The organism is Epilithonimonas zeae, from assembly GCF_023278365.1.
GTDB lineage: Bacteria > Bacteroidota > Bacteroidia > Flavobacteriales > Weeksellaceae > Epilithonimonas > Epilithonimonas zeae_A.
Genome location: NZ_CP075338.1, coordinates 3,596,238 through 3,615,194 on the forward strand (window position 1 = coordinate 3,596,238; position 18,957 = coordinate 3,615,194).

Genomic DNA, 18,957 nt, shown 5'->3' on the forward strand with positions numbered 1-18,957 from the left:
ATGACATTTTATAATTAAATTAGTAGAAATTAAAGTGTTATGATTAAAAAACTACTTTTTTTTGTTTCATTTCTACCACTTCTTCTGTCTTGTCAGGAGTTTTCAAAACTTGAATTCTATAAGCAGGAGTTGAAGAAAAATCAATCTGATGAAAAACGGTTTCAATTACAACAAAATCTTGTTAATATTTATAGGGTTTACAATCCAGATAGTTGCTTTCTCTATACTGTAAAAAATTTTGAGCTTATCAAGAAAAATAAATGGTACTTGAGAAAAGGAAAATCACTTCTAGGGCTTGTAGGTTATTACGCAGAGAAAAATAACATCAAATCTGCTTTTAAATATAATCAGGAATCTTTCAAAATCAATACAAAAAACAATGACCAATATGCTTTGGCAGATAATTATTATATGTTCGGCAGGCTCTACCACCAGAAAGGTGAACATGCGCAAGCAGTCAAAAATTATTTGAAATCAATAGATATTGGAAACAAAAGCAAAAATCTTTGGATTGTAAGTTCAGCATACAGAAGTTTGGCTTTTTTATATCTTGATGAATCTAATAAAGAGAAATCTTACGAAAACATCAATAAGGGTCTAAAGATTGCGAAAGAGTCCAAGTCTCTCGAAGCTTCAGGTTTTTGTTATGGTGTTTTAGCAGAAATTGATAGAACTTTAGGAAAGCAAAAAGAAGCCCAAATTAATTTTATAAAGGCATACGAATATTTCAAAAAAACTCAAAATGAATATGGACAGGCTTGGCTTTATACCAACTGGTCGCTTTTGGATACAGACAAATTGGTTGAAAGCTATCTTATGCAGCTCAAAGCTCAGGACATATGGAACAAGATTTCTCCTAATCATTATATGTCAGTTGTCAATCATTACAATATGGCTTATTCCTACATGGATTTTTATAAACAATTTGGTAAATATCAAAAGCAATTACAATGGAATAAAAAACAGCTATTAGAAAAAGCCCAGAAAGAATTTGAAACCAGTAAAAATATTGCTGAAGCTAATAACAACAAACAATGGGTAATGTTTAATTATTTAGGAATGTCTGAGTTAAGTATGTTGAAAAGAAATCTTGATGATTATGCCAAATATACTCAGGAATATTACACCACAAGAGACTCTATTTATTCCCAAAGCCGAAAAAATGAAATTGCAAAAACCGAAAGCCGAAAAATTGTAGAACAAAAAAACAGAGAGATAGAATTCAATAAATTGATTATAAGAAATAAAGAGAAAGAAAGAGTATATTATATTTTGGGCCTTGTTGCACTTTTAGTAATTGGGTTCTTGCTTTTTTATCTTTACAAGCAATCAAAAAATAACAATAATCGGCTTCAAAAATTAAATGTTGAACTCGAAAAAGCCAACAAAACCAAAATGCAGTTTTTTGGAATCCTGAATCACGATCTCAGAAGTCCGGTTATTTCATTGATTAATTTTCTACATCTTCAAAAAGAGGCACCGGAGATGATGGATATAGAAACTAAAAATCGTCTTGAATTACAAACGACAATGGTAACCGAGCAACTTCTGGAACAGATGGAAGATCTCCTGCTTTGGAGCAAAGGACAGATGGAAAATTTTGTTCCATCGTTCAAAAATTATAAAGTAGAAGAGATTTTTTCTGATGTTAAGAGAGAATTCGTTTGGGTTAGTGATATTCAGATGTCATTTAATTATTCAGAAAATATGGTGGTTTTCACGGATAAAGAATATATGAAAACGATTATCAGGAATCTCATTAATAATAGTATAAAAGTGTTACAAGGAAAATCGGGAGCTCAAATAATTTGCAAAGCTTGGGAAGAAAAAAGTGAAAGTTTGATTGAAATCTCAGATAATGGAGGAGGAGCGAATATTGAAAAATTCAGAGCGTTGTATGATGATCATACAAGTATTGGAATTACAAAAGGTTTGGGATTGCACGTGATTCGAGACCTTTGCAAATCTATCAATTGTAATATCGAGGTTAAAAGCAATCAGATAATTGGTGAAACTCAAATCATTTTAAGAATCAAAAAAGCTTAAGTTTTCTTTGTAAGCTCTGCCAATTGGCAAATTGATATTACTATTGATAACCACTTCATAGCTGTTTTTTTTAGTAATAAGATGCTTTGGAACAGCATAGCTTTTATGAATTCTGATAAAATTTGAGAAATGGTTTTCTTTCAGGATTTGACCAATTGATGATAAAACACAATGTTTTTTTTGCAAAGTAATCAGTCTTGTATAATCTTTCAGAGCTTCCAGATAAATAATATCAGAAATTTTTATTTGTATGGTATTATGACCTTCTTTTATTTTTAGAAATTGAGATCCGGAGAGAATGTCAAAATATTCAGACTTTTCTTTCATACTGAAAAAATCTATCAATTTATGAATGGAATAATCAAAACGATCCTTTTTCAAAGGCTTTGAGATAAAGTCTAATGTATCAATTTCAAACGTTTCTATCGCATATTCCGGATGTGAGCTTATAAAAATACAAGCAGGGATATTTACATTCTTTTTCCTGAATTCTATTCCATTCATTCCTGGCAAATCAATATCCAGAAACAAAACATCTATATCAGAACTCAAATGATTAAGTGCTGCTTCCGCATTATTGAAATAAGCGACCAATTCAAGACTGTCACTTTGATTAATCAAATGCTGGAGAAGAAGTCTATCGACTTCTTGATCTTCTATGATTATGCATTTTAACTTTTTCATTTTCAAATGTGATTCTAACAAAATTACAAAAAAAATAAGCTTAAAATATTTATACTTTAATAAGATTTAAACGAAAAAAAACCTTTCCAAATTTTGGAAAGGTTTTTTTGATAAATTAAAATTCTTTTTTTACTGTAATTTAAAACCTCTTGTAGTAATTCTTCCGTAAGCATCTACATATTTCACCTGAACATTTCCTTTGTAGCCATTCAAGATTTTTTCAACATCTTTTTGAGAGTTAACCGGTTTTCCATTGATTTCCATTACGATATAATTATCCACAACACCAATTTTGTCCATTTCGCTTCCTTCAGTTACGTTTTTAGCAATTACACCACTTTCCAGACCATAATCAGTTTTTACTCTTTCGCTCAATGGTTCGAACTCAGAACCTATTTTTTCAGTTACAGTTAAGTCGTCTTTGCTTCTGGAAGAAGTTCCGCCTTTTTGGTCTTTCAGTGTTACACTTACGTTGTTAATTTTACCATTTCTGGAGTAAGTTACATTCACTTTATCACCAGGTCTTCTGCTTCCAATCGCAAGAGAAAGGTCAGAGAATCCGGAAATATCCGTGTTATCGATTTTTGTAATGATATCTCCAACCTGGATTCCAGCGTCCTCAGCACCACTTTTTTTCGTGATTTCTGTAACGTAGATTCCGTCTCCTGCTTTCAGATTTTTCTTTTCTCTTTGGTTATAAGCTGCAACTTGCATCTCGTTGGACAAATCAAGACTTCCTACACCAAGGAAACCTCTCTGTACCAATCCAAATTTCTTAATATCTTCAACAATTTTTCTTGCCAAGTTAGATGGAACTGCAAATCCGTAACCTTCATAATATCCGGTTTTTGACTGGATTGCTGTATTGATTCCAATCAAATCTCCATTTACATTCACCAATGCACCACCACTGTTTCCTGGATTAATTGCCGCATCTGTCTGAATAAAACTTTCAATCGGGGTTCTGGATTGTTGACTAAGGATATCGATACTTCTACCTTTTGCGGAAATAATTCCCGCAGTTACAGTAGAATTAAGTCCAAGCGGATTACCAACTGCTAAAACCCATTGTCCAACTTCTGTCAAATCTGAGTTAGCAAAGTTCAAATAAGGCAAACCTTTTTCTTCAATTTTAAGAAGAGAGATATCTGTATTGGGGTCAGTTCCGACTAAAGTTGCGATGTAAGATTTTTTATTACTCAAAACAACTTCTAGTTTATTAGCTCCGGCAACCACGTGATTGTTGGAAATAATGTAACCGTCCGGCGAAATAATAACGCCAGAACCTAAACCAGAAGGCATATTTTTAGGAGGTTGCTGTTGTTGTCTTTGCTGACCGCCGCCAAAAGGACTGTTGCCTGGACCAAAAAAGAAATCGAACATATCAGATTCTTGTGGTCTTTGTGTAGCTCTGTCCTGATAATTTTTGATAGTTACCACAGCCGGAACCGTAGCTTTAGAAGCTTTTACAAAGTCGTCTCCCACTGCTGTTCCCATTCCTACGAATGCAGATTTTTTGGAAGCTGTAGTGAAATATGAGAAATCTTCTCCATTATTTTCGTGGCTAAAGTATTGACTAGCTCCGAAAACCGTTGCACCAGATATAACTCCGGTCAATGCAAAAGGCATTAGTTTTTTTAATGTATTCTTCATCTTAATATTCATTTCTTTTTTGAGATTATTGTTAGACAAATTTAATGCTAAATTAGTATGAACTAAAAACTTAGTGTTACACTTTTAACGAAGTTTAACCATATTTAAAAAATCATTAATAAAATTCTTGATTTAATTACTCAAAGCTATTAGGCTAAATTATTGATAATTATTTGAAAATATTTGCTGTATTATGTTGATTACCAATTTTATTATGAAGTTTATGTTGAGTTAATTTCTTAGAAATCTCTATAGTGACTTTTTGTCATATTCTGTTTGTCATCATTTCCAATTTAATCTCTTTAGGAATCATTTCTTAAAATTTGGATAAAACTTTTTGGCAAAACTTTTGTTTTCTATATTGAAAATGAAAGAATATGAACAACAATGTAAAAATAGCTTTAGGAATTATCGCAGGCGGAAGTTTGGTTTTGGCAACTCAATTACTAAAATCAAAAAAGAGTAAAACTAAAGTTTTTACTGCACCAGATGGAAATTCTTACAAAGAAAATCAAATGTATAGAACTGCGCACGGAGAGATTTTCCAAAATGGGAAACAATTGCATTTTGAAACTCCCGAACTTCTTGCGGAAGCTAATCAATCTTTAGATTCTAATTATGGCAATGATAACTTTTCGAGAAGTAATCAAACTGTTCCGAGAAATACCAATTATCATCAAAAAGGTGTAAGACATCATTGATTTTCTAATTTTCAGAAAGTATTTAAAATAGTATTTAACAAAAGAATAAATTATGGAATCAGAGAATATAGTAGAAAGACTTACCAAATATGGATTTGATCATAGTAATCTTTATACGGGATTTAAGTCTGTAGGTGAGGCACGAAAATTTGCTGAAGAACGCAACGGAAGATTGGTTGAGGTTGGATTTTTGGATGGAAATGATAATCCAGTCGAAGATTCTTCCCAAAATCTCATCAATGAAAATAAATATTATAAAGCATTTGCCGGTCCAGATTATAGAATTCTACATTCTGCGGATGAAGGTTTTCAGGATATAGCGGAAAAGTTGAAAGAAAGAAAAAATGAGATTACTGAAAAAAGTCCCGATGAGAAATATTTTTCAGATTCAGACCCTTTATTAGAGGAAGATGCAGTGATTGTTCTTTTTAAAGATGAGGTACAGGAAGTCACTTCTCGTGAAAGGTCAAAATATCTGATGCACACCAAAGTTTATGAGTTGGCAGTTGAAGTTCCAAAAACATCAGAATAAATTATGGCAACGAAAAAATATTCAGACAAAGCGCAGGACAAAGTTGGAAAAGTAATGAAAGAGTTCAAAGAAGGAAAACTAAAGTCCGGCTCGGGTGACAAAGTCACAAGTAGAAAACAAGCCATTGCGATCGGAATCTCCGAAGCAAAAGAAGAAGGATTGAAAGTCCCGAAACAGAAAAAATCTAAATAAAAATAATCCGGCTCAGGTCGGATTTTTTGATGTTTGAAAGTTAAGTTTTAGAAAAATCCTTCATTTGGAATGATTTGGATTTTATTAATAACTTTGCAGACTTATGTCAAATGTCAATTCACAACCCAAAACCGTTGCTTTTCATACACTTGGCTGCAAACTGAATTTTGCAGAAACCTCGACTATTGCAAGGCAATTGACGGATGCTGGCTATCAGAAGGTCAATTTTGATGAACCTGCAAAAGTTTATATTATCAATACTTGTTCTGTTACAGAAAATGCAGATAAAGAATGTAAACTTCACGTCAAGCGCGCTACGAAAGCTAACCCAGAAGGTTTGGTAGCAATTATCGGTTGCTATGCGCAGTTGAAACCGGAAGAAATTTCCTCTATCACTGGAGTAGATTTGGTTTTAGGAGCTAAGGAAAAATTCAATATTCTGAGTTATCTGGATGATTTGGAAAAGTCTGAAAATTATGCTCAGATTCATTCTTGTGAGATTGATGAAGCCGATTTCTTCGTTGGTTCCTATTCTATTGGTGACAGAACCAGAGCTTTTTTGAAAGTTCAGGATGGTTGTGATTACAAATGTACTTATTGCACAATTCCTTTAGCACGAGGGATTTCTCGTTCCGATACCATTGATAATGTGGTTGCCAATGCCAAAGAAATTGCAGCGAAAGATATTAAAGAGATTGTTTTGACGGGCGTTAATATCGGAGATTACGGAAAAGGAGAATTCGGGAATAAAAAACACGAGCATACTTTTCTCGATTTGATTTCTGAATTAGATAAAGTTGAAGGTATTGAAAGAATCAGAATTTCTTCCATCGAACCCAATCTTTTGAAAGACGAAAGCATCGAGTTGGTTTCCAAAAGCAGAAGCTTTGTGCCACATTTTCATATTCCGCTTCAATCTGGAAGTGATGAATTGTTGAAGAAGATGAAGCGCCGCTATTTAACGAAGTTATATAATGACAGAGTTAATAAAATCCGAGAAGTAATGCCAGACGCAGCGATTGGTGTTGATGTAATTGTCGGATTTCCTGGGGAAACGGAAGAGTTGTTTATGGAAACTTATAATTTCTTGAATGATTTGCCAATCAGTTATCTTCACGTTTTCACTTATTCTGAAAGAGAAAATACGGAAGCAGCTGATATGCAAGGAGCGGTCCCTATTCCCGAAAGAAAAAGACGTAACAAGATGCTGAGAATCCTTTCCGAAAAAAAGAAAATGGAATTCTACAGAAATCAATTAGGGAAAAAACTGCCAGTTCTTTGGGAACACGAGAATAAGAACGGAATGATGTATGGCTTTACTGAAAATTATGTCAGAGTTTCAAAACCATTTGATGAAAAATCAATCAATCAAATAGAAATGATTGTCTTAGATAAAATAACAGAAGAAGGTAATGTTTCTATAAGAGAAATGCAGTTTGAAGATTTTTTGGCGAAAATTTAAACAAATATTATAATAAAAAGCCGCAAATCAAATTTGCGGCTTTTTATTTATCCTAAACCAAGACTATATTAGTCGTCTTTCGGTAATCTTGTTTCAGTTTTATAAAGCTGGAAGTTGAAAACAAAACTTCTGTCTTTGTATAAAGTTCCGTAGATGGTATTATCTCTTGCATAAGCAGCTCTTGACGGCACAATAATTACACCTTGCATATTATAATCTACGGCATTATCTTGGTTGAATGATTTAAAATATTTTAAACCTTCTCTTAATCCTTCAATCTCATAAAAATCTCTGCCTACAGTTGTATTATTTGCTTTGTTGTAAGCATCTAAAACTGATTGTTTAACATAATAGTACGCAGGATCAGGACTTGGATTTCCTGACGAGATACTATTTACAAAAGGTGATGAGGAACCAAAGTTAATTTTACCATCAGTATTTGTAGCAATATAGCTGTAAGTAGAATGGAAAAAGGTTAAAATGTCTTTTTCTCCAACTATTGTTCCTGGATCAGGTTGAGCGCCTGTTCTAATAATATAGATAACTCCAGACGGCAATGTTTCGTGAGGATAAGAAGATAATTTAGGGTAATTATCATCTGTAGTCACTGTATCATCAAATGCTGTAATTACACCTTTATCGTTGAAGTAATTAGAATCCATAAACTTTATTGCAGCAGCATCATCGTAAGCATTTTGATCTTCTATAGGAATAACTACAATTTCTTCCTCATCATGATCTTTTTTACAGCTTTGTAATACAGCTAAAGAAAGAGCAATTCCTAAAAGTATTTTCTTCATTTTTTATTTAGTGTTAAATTGCGATTAATTTTTAACGAGACAAAAGTATAAAAAATTATGAGAATAGATAAATTTTTATGGAGTGTGAGATTTTACAAAACTAGAACTCTTGCGGCAGATGAAATAAAAAAGAATAGAGTAAGTATTGGAGAAAATGCTGTGAAATCTTCCAAAGAAGTGAAAAATGGAGATATTATAAAAATCAGAAAAAATCAAATCGATTATAAAATCAAAGTTATAGATATACCGAAAAGCAGAGTAGGAGCCAAATTAGTTTCTATCTATGTAATTGATATGACGGAGAAAGACCAATATGAAATTCTCGCTATGAGAAAATCCTCAAAAGATTATTACAGACAAAAAGGCATCGGGCGACCTACCAAAAAGGACAGAAGAGATATGGATGATTATTCAGCGGGCGATTCTACCGAAGATATGGATAATGATGATTGGGATGTATTTTTCAATGAGAATAAAGACGATGAAGATTAAATTTTTAGAAGTGATATGATTTCGTCCGAAATCAAACTGGCACTTTTAGAATCTGTATCTACAGTAAAATGAGCTTGAGAATAATAAGGATTTCTCTCAAAAAGATGTTTAGCAATAAACTCGGGAACGTCAGAATCTTCTAATTTAGAAATCAAAGGTCTGGTATGTTTTTGTAAAAGGACACGTTCTGTCAAAGTTTTCACAGAGCCTCTTAAAAAAATACTTTTAGATTTCTCATTGATGATTTCCATATTATTATAGTAAACAGGAGTTCCTCCGCCAAGACTTAAAATAATGTTGTCTTCTGAATTTAAAATTTCTTCCAAAATCCTTTTTTCCTCTTTTCGAAAGAAGATTTCACCCTTGTTTTGGAAGATTTCTGGGATTGTTTGCTGGTGCTCTTCAGAAATCTTTTGGTCAAGGTCAATTAATGTGAAATTTATTTTTTGGCTCAAGTTTTTGGAAATGTGAGATTTACCACTACCCATATATCCCAATAGAGAAATAATCATAATTTTATTTTAAACAAAGTTCGAAAAAAATTTTGAGATTTTAAAAAAAGCCCTATCTTTGCACCACTCTAAACGGAACAACATATGTTGCTAAGTTTAAGAAGTGGCCGACCTGGTAGCTCAGCTGGTAGAGCAATACACTTTTAATGTATGGGTCCTGGGTTCGAATCCCAGCCAGGTCACTAGCAAATAAATCCGTAGCGATACGGTTTTTTTTTGCCTGCGTGGTGAAATTGGTAGACACGCCATCTTGAGGGGGTGGTTTCCTAAGGATGTGCTGGTTCGAGTCCAGTCGCAGGCACTGCAAAAATAATCGATAAAAGATAAGTCGGTAATTGATTTGTAATTTCTAATCATTTATCTCTCATCAATTATCATTCATCAAAGACCGACCTGGTAGCTCAGCTGGTAGAGCAATACACTTTTAATGTATGGGTCCTGGGTTCGAATCCCAGCCAGGTCACAATTTACGCAAGTAAATTTTTTTCATATTAATATTTTGTGATTTGGTGTAGAAGCTTCTTGTAAAAGAAGCTTCTTTTTTTGTTTTAAATCTTAATGTTAGTCCAGATGAAGGTTATCAATTAATCTTACGCTTCCAACGTTCACAACTATAAAAGCTCTGTAGTTTTTGTTTTCTGATAAAGAGTCAACCTCTTTTAAAGTTTCTTCGTCTGCAATTATAAAATATTCCAAATCCATTTCTCCCTGGTTGAAGATCTTTTCAACCCTTTCCTTAATTTCATAAACATTTAAAGTTTTTGTCCAGTCATTAACCTGCTTCAAAGACTTATATATAAGAGAGGAAGTTTCTTTTTCAGTTTCAGAAAGTCTCATATTGCGGGAACTCATAGCAAGGCCATTTTCTTCTCTATGAATTTTTACGCCGTGAATTTTAATTTTCAAATCCAAAACTTCAACCAGTTTTTCGATGATTTTCAATTGCTGAAAATCCTTTTCTCCAAAATACGCATTGTCTGGTTGTACTTGTCGGAATAATTCTTCTACGACTGTTCCAACTCCATCGAAGTGTCCTGGTCTGGCAGCTCCTTCCATTTCGTTTTCGATTCCTCCAAAATTGTAGCGTTTTCTCTCCATTCCGTTAGGGTAGATATCTTCAACTCTCGGAATATATACTGCATCTACAAGCTTAGAGTTTTCTAGTTTTTTAATATCGTCTTCAATAGTTCGAGGATATTTTTCAAGATCTTCAGGATTGTTAAACTGAGTAGGATTAACAAAAATAGAAGATATAACAATGTTATTCTCTTTTCTTGCTTCCTCATAAAGTGAAATATGTCCTGCGTGTAAAGCGCCCATTGTCGGCGCGAAACCTATTGATTTGCCTTGTTTTTTTTGAGTATTAATATAATTGGAAAATGAATTGTAGTCGTAGAAAACCTGCATTATTATATTGATGTTTATAGTTCAAAGGTAATAGTTTTTTTGGATTGATATTATTAGAATCTAGATAGTTTCATTCAAATCTAAAAAACATTTATAGAGTAAAATTGTAATTGAGTGACTTATAATGTTTAATAAACCCATTGTTTCATTTAGAAATTAACATTTGGTTATAATTAACTTGTTGATATATAATATGTTTGAATGTTAAGTATTAATATTAAGGAAAATAAATGTTTTGATTTAATTTTTTGTAATTTTGCAAAATGAAGTTTTTGTACTTCGTTTAAAGTAAATTTTATGCCTAATCAAAAGATTTTATACGTTACTACGGAAATGTTTCCCTACCAAGAGGAGACAAATATCGGGAGCTTGGTACACAAAATGGCGCTGAAAATGCACGGCGGAGGTAACGATGTAAGGGTTTTTATGCCTAGATTCGGACAAATCAGTGAAAGAAAATTCCAATTACACGAGGTAATCAGACTTTCTGGGATGAACATCATTATTAATGATCTGGATCAACCATTGATTATTAAAGTTGCTTCTTTACCTGGTGAGCGTCTGCAGGTTTATTTCATTGATAATGAAGAGTACTTCAAAAGAAAACAATATTATTTTGATGACGAAGGAGCACCATTTGAAGATAACAACGAGAGAGCTGTTTTCTTTGCAAGAGGTGTTATAGAAACTATCAAAAAACTAAATTGGGTTCCAGATGTTATCCATTTAAATGGATGGATGTCAGCTTTAATCCCGATTTATTTAAAAACTTATTACAAAGACGATACTTATTTCAAAGATACCAAAATTGTTCTTTCTGTGTATAATGAGGATGATATTCCGTTGAATGAAAATACCAAAGAAATTTTGGAATTCGATAATATTTCTGGTCTACAATCGTTAGATAAACCAAGCTTCTTGAATTTTGTTAATGCAAGTATGGATTATGTAGATGTCATCGTAAAAGGAAATGAATTTCTTGAAGAAAAACTTGAGGAGGCTTATGGGAAAGCAGATGCTGAAAAATCAGACTATCTGAATGCAGATTCTATAGCTCAGGTTTATTAATTACTATTGTTCATAAAATAATGATAAAAATAAAAACATTAATGAAGTTGCTTCCGTTCTTGTTGATGGGAGTAATTGTATTAAATTCTTGTGAAGGAGATTTAGATGATCTAGGGTCTCAATTGGTGGAAGGAGCAGATGGTGCGGATCAAGCATATAGTATTATCGCTTACAATATTAATAATAATGATGTTATCCAATCAGATGCTTCTAAACTGGATAGTGTTAGAATAGGTAATTTTGAAGAGGATGTTTTCGGAAGTCAGAAAGTATCATACCTTACTCAGCTAAGATTGGATACTTATAATCCTGATTTTGGAAAAAACCCTGTTATCGACTCTGTAGTGCTTACTTTGAAACCGAGATATGCAACAGCTACGGATTCTATTACAACTACTACTAATGAAGATTATGTTTATCCAGATGGTTCAGTTGCTGCTAAAAAGGTAGTTACGACATATCCTGTAAGCAAATACGGAAGAACCAAAAACGGAAAAGATAAATTAATAGTTAATATAAAAGTGAATGAAGTCACCGACTTTATGGGCGGAGCTTCAGATTCATTATCTTCTAATAAAGCTTTTGCGATAGGTTCGCAGATTGGATCTAAGTCTTTCAATGGGACTGTGAATTCAGTTGTAATTACTAAAGATTCAGATGGTTCAGAATTGTTGAACCGAAGCGTTTCTATGAGAATAAAACTGGATAGTGCATTTTTCCAAAATAAAATTATCGCTAAACAAGGTAATCAGGTTTTAAAGGATGCGGCTTCTTTTATCAGGTATTTTAAGGGAATCAGCATTTCTGTTGATGAGCCAAAAGGTTACCTTTTTTCTATGGCACCTAACGATGCAGGAATTGTAATTTATTATAAGAATGATGTTACTGCAACAGATGGAACCGTTACAAGGACAAAAGCACAAACTACTTTGAATTTAGGATCTGGTAATACTCATTTTAGTCATATTGTTTTTAATAAATCCTCAGATTATAGCAATGCTATGACTGCAGCAACCAATGTCAAAGATTTGGATAATCCTTTAGTACCACAGTATACAGTAAATCCTGCATCTAAAATATATATGCAAGGAATGGGAGGAAGTAGTATTGGTTTGAGAATTCCTGCTGGTACTATTTTAGCGCTTAAAAAACTATATAAGGAGAATAAAGTAGGAATCGTTTCTGCAAAACTTCGTTTATTCAATGATGATATAACTTGGAAAAATTCTTACAGAAAACCAAGCAGTTTAATCGTTCGTCAAAATAATGAAACTGGATTTTTACCAGATATGACAGAGTTGGCTAGTGCAGGCTATTCATTAATAAAAACAGCTAATCTTTCTACGGAAAATGCATCTTATGATATAGGAATTACTGCTTCTTTAAAGAAAATTATCGAAGATGAGACCTATGATGTTACAAAAGGAAAAGACTTTATTGTTAATGTCGGAAGTTATTTAAGTGATGCCTCTACTGGTCTTTTATTAGGACAAGCATATAATGACAGAGCTTATAACCCGTACCGTATCGTGCTTAAAGGAACAGATATAAATAATCTGGGTAATGCGGGTGAAAAAATATTAAATACTTCTAAGGTAGCTCAGCTTAGAATAATATATACTAAAAAATAAAAACATAAACTATGTGTGGAATTGTTGGATATACAGGTTTTAGAGATGCATATGATATAGTAATCAACGGGTTGCGTCGTCTGGAATATCGTGGTTATGACAGCGCTGGGATTATTTTAGAATCTCAAAAAGGAGATTTAGAAGTTAAAAAAACCAAAGGAAAAGTAGACGATCTTGTCGCAATTTCCAAAGGTTTGAAAGAAACTGCCAAATTGGGAATGGGTCACACAAGATGGGCTACACACGGTATTCCTAGTGATAACAATTCTCATCCACACCTTTCTAATAATGGTAAAATAGCGATTGTTCATAATGGTATTATAGAAAATTATGATACGATTAAAACAATGCTTATCAATAAAGAATACGAATTTAAATCCGAAACTGATACAGAAGTTTTAGTAAATCTTATCCAGTATTTTATGGATAAAGAGCCTACTTTAGACTTTCCAGAAGCCGTAAGATATGCTTTGAACGAAGTTTATGGCGCTTATGCGGTTTCTGTGATGCACGAAGATTTTCCGGGACAGTTAGTAGTTGCAAGATTAGGTTCTCCTTTAGCTGTTGGTATTGGTGAAAACGAATATTTTGTTGCTTCTGATGCTTCACCTTTTGTTGAATTTACAAAGGAAGCAGTGTATTTGGAAGAAGGTCACATGGCTACAATCTCTTTAGAATCTGGAATTGACATCAGAACTATTAAAGAAAATGCTAAAATCGAACCTGCTATTCAAGAGCTAAGACTTAATCTTGAACAAATAGAGAAAGGTGGGTATGACCATTTTATGTTAAAAGAAATCTTTGAGCAGCCAAAGTCTATTCATGATACAATGAGAGGCCGTCTTTTGGTTGATGAAGGAATCATTAAAATGGCTGGGATCTGGGATCATTTAGATAGATTAACTAATGCGGAAAGAATTATCATCATTGCTTGTGGTACTTCTTGGCACGCTGGATTAATTGGTGAATATCTAATTGAAGAATTTGCAAGAGTTCCAGTAGAAGTAGAATATGCTTCAGAGTTCAGATACAGAAACCCAATTATTAGTTCGAAAGATGTTGTAATTGCAATTTCGCAATCGGGTGAAACTGCTGATACAATGGCTGCTATCAAATTGGCTAAAGAAAAAGGAGCTTTCGTTTTTGGAATTTGCAATGTTGTAGATTCTTCAATTGCTCGTTACACAGATGCTGGTGCTTATACACACGCTGGACCAGAAATTGGTGTAGCTTCTACAAAAGCTTTCACAGCACAATTAACAATATTATCATTAATTGCAATTAAGTTAGGAAACCATAATGGAAATCTTGGAAAAGCAGATTTCATGAGATTAATTACCGAATTGGATGCTATTCCGAAAAAAGTAGAAGATGTTCTTAATTCTGTAGATGAAACAGTGAAAACAATTGCTTCCAAATTTGTTGATGCTACCAATTTCTTGTATTTAGGTAGAGGTTACAATTTCCCTGCGGCTTTGGAAGGAGCTCTTAAACTAAAAGAGATTTCTTATATCCACGCAGAAGGGTATCCTGCTGCTGAAATGAAGCACGGACCTATTGCTTTAATTGATGAAAATATGCCAATCGTTATTATTGCTCCGAAAGTTGGGCATTATGATAAGATTGTAAGCAATGTACAAGAAATCAAAGCTAGAAAAGGAAAAGTAATTGCAATTGTTAACAAAGGCGATACACAAGTTTCTGCAATGGCGGACTATATTATAGAGATTCCTGAGACTTCAGAATGTTTCTCTCCAATCTTAGCATCTATACCTTTGCAGCTGTTGTCATATTATATTGCTGTGGCTAGAGGAGCTAATGTAGATCAGCCTAGAAACCTGGCAAAATCAGTTACTGTAGAATAATTTTGTAGTTTGTGAAATATTCTTTAACAAATTACGTTTTCAATTAAAATTGATAATTATTCATAAAAAAAATTATATATTTACCGCTTAATTTCTTTAAAATAGGATGAAAAGGATATTATTTATATTGTTGTCAACTTCGGTTATCATTTCTTGTTCCAAAGGTGGAGGGAAAGGTATTACAGGTAACCCCGGAATCAAGGGTGAACTTGTTCCAAGAGGATCTTCAAAATCATTTATAGCAGAAAGACCTTATGGGATGGTTCCAATTCCTGGTGGATCTTTTGTAATGGGTATGGCAGATCAGGACTTTGCGAGTACACCGGAAAAAGCAATGCCAAAAACAGTGACCGTTTCTTCCTTTTTTATGGATGAGACAGAAGTTACAAACGCAGAATATCGTGTTTTTATCAATGCTGTTAGAGATTCAATTGCCAGAGGCTTATTAGCTGAAGCTGCTGGAGAAGGTGGAGGAGAAGAAGGCGGAAACGGCGGGTCTATTGCTGACTATGCTTATGCTTCTAAAAAAACTGGAGAAGATGCAAGTCCTTATCAGAAATTTTTGGAATCTCAGGGTGGTAGAGATGGTTACGATGAATCTAAAAAATTAGATAAAAAAGTACCATTAACTTATAATACTTCAGCTTATCCGGATGAGAAGTATGCAGAGGTTTTAGAATCTATGTATTTACCTGCTGAAAAGAGAATCAATAATGAAAGAATCATTGATTGGTCCAAGATTAAATATAATTATCAGTGGGAAGATGTTGCTTCTGCGGTAAAAGATAAAGATAGAGGAACAAAATATCTTAAAAAAGAAAGTATTGCCGTTTATCCAGACACCACAGTTTGGGTTAAGGATTTTAACTACGCTTATAACGAACCTTTGTTTGATCAATATTTTTGGCATAATGCTTATAAAGAATATCCTGTTGTTGGTGTAACTTGGGATCAGGCTAGAGCTTATTGTGATTTCAAAACTAAAATCAAAACAGATTATAACAACAGCCTTAAAAAGAAAAAGCAAAAAGCTATGAGATTCCGTCTTCCAACAGAATCTGAATGGGAATATGCTGCAAAAGGGGGAATCCAAAATGCTACTTATCCTTGGGGAGGACCTTATTTGCAAGATGACAGAGGTTGCTACTTAGCCAACTTCAAACCTAAAAGAGGTACTTATATTGAAGATGAGAAAAAAGGAACTTATACTTACACAGGTCCTGTGAAAAAATTCCCTAAAAATGGATACGGATTGTATGATATGGCAGGAAATGTTGCAGAATGGACAGAGTCTCCTTACAACAACTCAACTTACGAATTCTCATCAACTTTAAATCCATATTTATCTAACCAGGCTTACAGAGAAGTTAAGAAAACTGTAAGAGGTGGTTCTTGGAAAGATGTAGGTTATCTATTGATGACTGGATACAGAGATTGGGAAAGAAAAGATTCTGCAAGAAGTTATATCGGGTTCAGAACAATCCAGGATATTCCAGCTGGAGCAGGTAAATTCACGAGAAAAACAAAATAAATTATAAAATAAACTAACTTTTACTAACTAACTAAAAATTGAAAAAATGTTTAAAACTAAAGAATCAATAACTAACTTTGTTTATTCGTTTGGTGCAGCTATCGTAATCTTAGGTGCTTTATTCAAAATGACGCACTGGCACGTAGGACCTATTACTGGTAACGTAGCACTTGCTGCAGGTTTGATTACTGAAGCAATCATCTTCTTGTTCTTCGCATTCGATCCACCAGTAAAAGAAGAGCATTATGCTTGGGAAAACGTTTACCCAGAATTATTGGATGAGTCTGCTGAGAGACAACCAAGAAAAGTTGTTGCTAAAGTAGAAAATAAAGAATTGGAAGTTTCATTATCCGACAAGCTTGACAAAATGTTAGTTGATGCTAAATTAGACGTAAGCTTATTCGAAAGATTAAGAGGTGGAATTGATAAATTTTCTTCTTCTGTAGATCAAATCAACCAAACTGTAGATGTTTCTGCTTCTACTCACAAATATAACGAGCAATTGAATCTTGCCGCTTCTCACCTAGAGAGCATGAATGCTTTATATGCTTTACAATTGGAACAAGGACAAAAGCAGTCTGAGTTCAGCAAAAAATATGTTGAAGATATCCAGAAATCTGCAGCACAATCAGAAAAATTCAATGAGGAATTACAAGGTTTAACTTCTAATCTTAATAGCCTTAACAGAGTTTACGGTGGTATGCTTAGCGCAATGAAGTCTTAATCCCTATCATTTTAATTATTGTTTAACATTTAAATTATTGTATTAAAATGGCAGGAGGTAAACAGACACCACGTCAGAAGATGATTAACCTGATGTATTTGGTTTTCATTGCGATGCTTGCAATGCAGATCGATCAGGAAATCATCAGATCATATAAAGATACCAATCAATCATTAACTGATACCAGACTTACAGTTCAGGACAAGAATGATAAGATTTTCAAAAAGACTTTAGAGGCTAAAGCTGTTTCTTCACCAGAAACATATGGTCCATTGTTAGACCAGTATAAAGGCTTAGAAGGAAAAACTAACGAACTAGTTAATTTTATCGAAGACCTTAAAACTAAAATGAGCACCGAAGCTGAGTATAATCCTACTCTGGCTGTTGAAGAAAGTTTTACTGCTCTTAACAATACTGAGCCGGCTACTAATAATTTCTTTAAAGATGGTGATGAAAAAAATCCATCTAAAACAGCTACAGATCTTCAAGCTAAGATTAATGGCTTAAGAGATTTTATTGTAAGTTCTTTCGGAGCTAATCCTCAATTGAAAGATGTTGCTGAAAGAGCTAAGAAAACACTTGTCGCAGATTTTCCTAAGGGAGATAAAAGAGCTGCAAAAGGGTGGATCCAGTATAAATTTTATAACCAACCATTAGTTGCTGCACTTTCTAACTTAGAAGTTATACAGTCAGAAGCTAGAAACTTGCAGTCAGATGCAATCACTTCTATGCTTCAGGAGAAAGTGGATGCTGATATCAAATTTGATGCTTACGAAGCTTTAGTATCTGGACCAAGTTCAGTTATGAAAGGTGAACCAGCTCAAATTAAAGTGGCGATCGGAACTTTTGCTAGTTCAGTTCCTGGTTTATCAATCACTGGAGCGCAGGTTGTAAATGGACAAGGGGTTATTACTCCTAATACAGGTTCTACTGGAGAGCAGAAGTTCCAGGGAACTATTACATTCAATGACAAAAACGGAAAAGCACATTCACTTCCATATGCTCATACACTTAATGTCGTTTCTGGTGCAGAAGCACTTAAAGAGCAAAGTGGTGCAATCTTAGCAGCTGATAAGATGAATGTTCTTTATAGAGGACTTTCTAACCCTGTTTCGGGGTCAATCCTGGGTGCAGATCTTAGTGCAACTACTTTATCAGCAGCGGGTGCATCTGTAAGCGGAAGTAGTGGAAAATGGAATGTTACACCTGGTGCTGGTAATGAGGTTACACTTACAATTGCTGGAAAATCACCAAGTGGAAAAACAATTTCTCAGCCTTTCAAATTTAGAGTTAAAAATATCCCTCCGCCAAGAGGTGAAATTAGAGGTAAGGGTTATGATGTAATGCCTGCCAACATGATTTCAAAACAAACTTTAACAGCTACACTTAAAGATTTTGATTTCCCAGTTTCGTTTAATGTGGTAAGCTTTAAAGTTAAAGTACCTGGTAAGGCAGTAATGTCTGTAAACGGAAGTTCATTAGCACCAGTAGAGTCCTTAACAAAAGGTCTAAGATCTGGAGATAACGTAGCAATCTTTGATGTTCAGGCAACAGCTCAAGGATTAAGCGGAGTAGTACTTCCTAATATCAGCGGTGTAGTTATTAGTGTACTATAATTAAAAAAAGTTTTATCTGATTGATTTTATATTTCAATACT

Annotated in this window: 17 protein-coding genes and 3 tRNA genes; 15 read left to right on the forward strand and 5 right to left on the reverse strand. The window is 33.7% G+C overall.

Features of this window, described 5'->3' with window-relative positions; translation table 11 throughout:
- Positions 1 to 39 precede the first annotated feature (39 nt).
- Positions 40 to 2,046 (forward strand): tetratricopeptide repeat-containing sensor histidine kinase, encoded by a 2,007-nt coding sequence (locus tag KI430_RS16440; RefSeq protein WP_248875987.1) that lies wholly within the window; start codon positions 40 to 42, stop codon positions 2,044 to 2,046.
- Here KI430_RS16440 and KI430_RS16445 read toward each other — a convergent pair.
- Positions 2,026 to 2,730, reverse strand: coding sequence for a LytR/AlgR family response regulator transcription factor (locus KI430_RS16445; RefSeq protein ID WP_248875988.1), 705 nt, complete (start codon positions 2,728 to 2,730; stop codon positions 2,026 to 2,028). The genes KI430_RS16440 and KI430_RS16445 overlap by 21 nt on opposite strands.
- A 129-nt stretch (positions 2,731 to 2,859) precedes the next feature.
- A complete protein-coding gene (locus tag KI430_RS16450; RefSeq protein WP_248875989.1) occupies positions 2,860 to 4,383 on the reverse strand; it encodes a trypsin-like peptidase domain-containing protein in 1,524 nt (507 codons plus the stop codon).
- 377 nt (positions 4,384 to 4,760) lie between these two features.
- Here KI430_RS16450 and KI430_RS16455 point away from each other — a divergent pair, with 377 nt between their 5' ends.
- From KI430_RS16455 to mtaB, 4 genes are all read left to right on the forward strand, one after another.
- Positions 4,761 to 5,084, forward strand: coding sequence for a hypothetical protein (locus tag KI430_RS16455; protein WP_248875990.1), 324 nt, complete (start codon positions 4,761 to 4,763; stop codon positions 5,082 to 5,084).
- A gap of 52 nt (positions 5,085 to 5,136) precedes the next feature.
- On the forward strand, positions 5,137 to 5,616 hold the full coding sequence (locus tag KI430_RS16460; RefSeq protein WP_248875991.1) for a hypothetical protein: 480 nt from the start codon (positions 5,137 to 5,139) through the stop codon (positions 5,614 to 5,616).
- 3 nt (positions 5,617 to 5,619) lie between these two features.
- Positions 5,620 to 5,808 carry a DUF6496 domain-containing protein gene (locus KI430_RS16465; protein ID WP_074236691.1) on the forward strand — a complete coding sequence of 63 codons (189 nt, stop codon included), beginning with the start codon at positions 5,620 to 5,622 and terminating at the stop codon, positions 5,806 to 5,808.
- 103 nt (positions 5,809 to 5,911) lie between these two features.
- A complete protein-coding gene (gene mtaB, locus KI430_RS16470; protein ID WP_248875992.1) occupies positions 5,912 to 7,270 on the forward strand; it encodes a tRNA (N(6)-L-threonylcarbamoyladenosine(37)-C(2))-methylthiotransferase MtaB in 1,359 nt (452 codons plus the stop codon).
- A gap of 68 nt (positions 7,271 to 7,338) precedes the next feature.
- On the opposite strand, the gene KI430_RS16475 is transcribed toward mtaB, so the two are convergent.
- Positions 7,339 to 8,070 (reverse strand): hypothetical protein, encoded by a 732-nt coding sequence (locus KI430_RS16475; protein ID WP_248875993.1) that lies wholly within the window; start codon positions 8,068 to 8,070, stop codon positions 7,339 to 7,341.
- 57 nt (positions 8,071 to 8,127) lie between these two features.
- Here KI430_RS16475 and KI430_RS16480 point away from each other — a divergent pair, with 57 nt between their 5' ends.
- The gene (locus tag KI430_RS16480) at positions 8,128 to 8,562 is read left to right on the forward strand and encodes an RNA-binding S4 domain-containing protein (RefSeq protein ID WP_248875994.1); all 435 of its coding nucleotides are present in this window, start codon (positions 8,128 to 8,130) and stop codon (positions 8,560 to 8,562) included.
- On the opposite strand, the gene KI430_RS16485 is transcribed toward KI430_RS16480, so the two are convergent.
- Entirely contained in the window at positions 8,559 to 9,074 is a 516-nt protein-coding gene (locus tag KI430_RS16485) for a shikimate kinase (RefSeq protein ID WP_248875995.1), read from the reverse strand. The two genes, KI430_RS16480 and KI430_RS16485, sit on opposite strands and share 4 nt — an antisense overlap.
- A gap of 109 nt (positions 9,075 to 9,183) precedes the next feature.
- On the opposite strand from KI430_RS16485, the gene KI430_RS16490 reads away from it, so the two are divergent.
- The 3 genes from KI430_RS16490 (at position 9,184) to KI430_RS16500 (ending at position 9,537) form a co-directional block, all read left to right on the forward strand.
- Positions 9,184 to 9,256, forward strand: a tRNA-Lys gene (locus KI430_RS16490).
- 36 nt (positions 9,257 to 9,292) lie between these two features.
- Positions 9,293 to 9,375 (forward strand) — tRNA-Leu (locus KI430_RS16495).
- A gap of 89 nt (positions 9,376 to 9,464) precedes the next feature.
- Positions 9,465 to 9,537, forward strand: a tRNA-Lys gene (locus KI430_RS16500).
- 98 nt (positions 9,538 to 9,635) lie between these two features.
- Here the strand turns inward: KI430_RS16500 and panC are convergent.
- Entirely contained in the window at positions 9,636 to 10,481 is an 846-nt protein-coding gene (panC, locus tag KI430_RS16505; RefSeq protein ID WP_248875996.1) for a pantoate--beta-alanine ligase, read from the reverse strand.
- A 297-nt stretch (positions 10,482 to 10,778) separates the two neighbouring features.
- Here panC and KI430_RS16510 point away from each other — a divergent pair, with 297 nt between their 5' ends.
- The 6 genes from KI430_RS16510 to gldM all read left to right on the forward strand — a co-directional run bounded on the left by KI430_RS16510 (position 10,779) and on the right by gldM (position 18,916).
- Positions 10,779 to 11,549 (forward strand): glycogen/starch synthase, encoded by a 771-nt coding sequence (locus KI430_RS16510; protein WP_074236681.1) that lies wholly within the window; start codon positions 10,779 to 10,781, stop codon positions 11,547 to 11,549.
- 20 nt (positions 11,550 to 11,569) lie between these two features.
- Positions 11,570 to 13,180, forward strand: a complete 1,611-nt coding sequence (locus KI430_RS16515) for a DUF4270 family protein (protein WP_248875997.1) — start codon at positions 11,570 to 11,572, stop codon at positions 13,178 to 13,180.
- 11 nt (positions 13,181 to 13,191) lie between these two features.
- A complete protein-coding gene (gene glmS, locus KI430_RS16520) occupies positions 13,192 to 15,045 on the forward strand; it encodes a glutamine--fructose-6-phosphate transaminase (isomerizing) (RefSeq protein ID WP_248875998.1) in 1,854 nt (617 codons plus the stop codon).
- 106 nt (positions 15,046 to 15,151) lie between these two features.
- A complete protein-coding gene (gldK, locus tag KI430_RS16525) occupies positions 15,152 to 16,576 on the forward strand; it encodes a gliding motility lipoprotein GldK (RefSeq protein WP_248875999.1) in 1,425 nt (474 codons plus the stop codon).
- Positions 16,577 to 16,622: 46 nt separating this feature from the next.
- A complete protein-coding gene (gene gldL, locus KI430_RS16530; RefSeq protein WP_248876000.1) occupies positions 16,623 to 17,300 on the forward strand; it encodes a gliding motility protein GldL in 678 nt (225 codons plus the stop codon).
- 47 nt (positions 17,301 to 17,347) lie between these two features.
- Complete coding sequence (gene gldM, locus KI430_RS16535) at positions 17,348 to 18,916, forward strand: gliding motility protein GldM (protein WP_248876001.1); 1,569 nt, start codon at positions 17,348 to 17,350, stop codon at positions 18,914 to 18,916.
- Positions 18,917 to 18,957 lie beyond the last annotated feature (41 nt).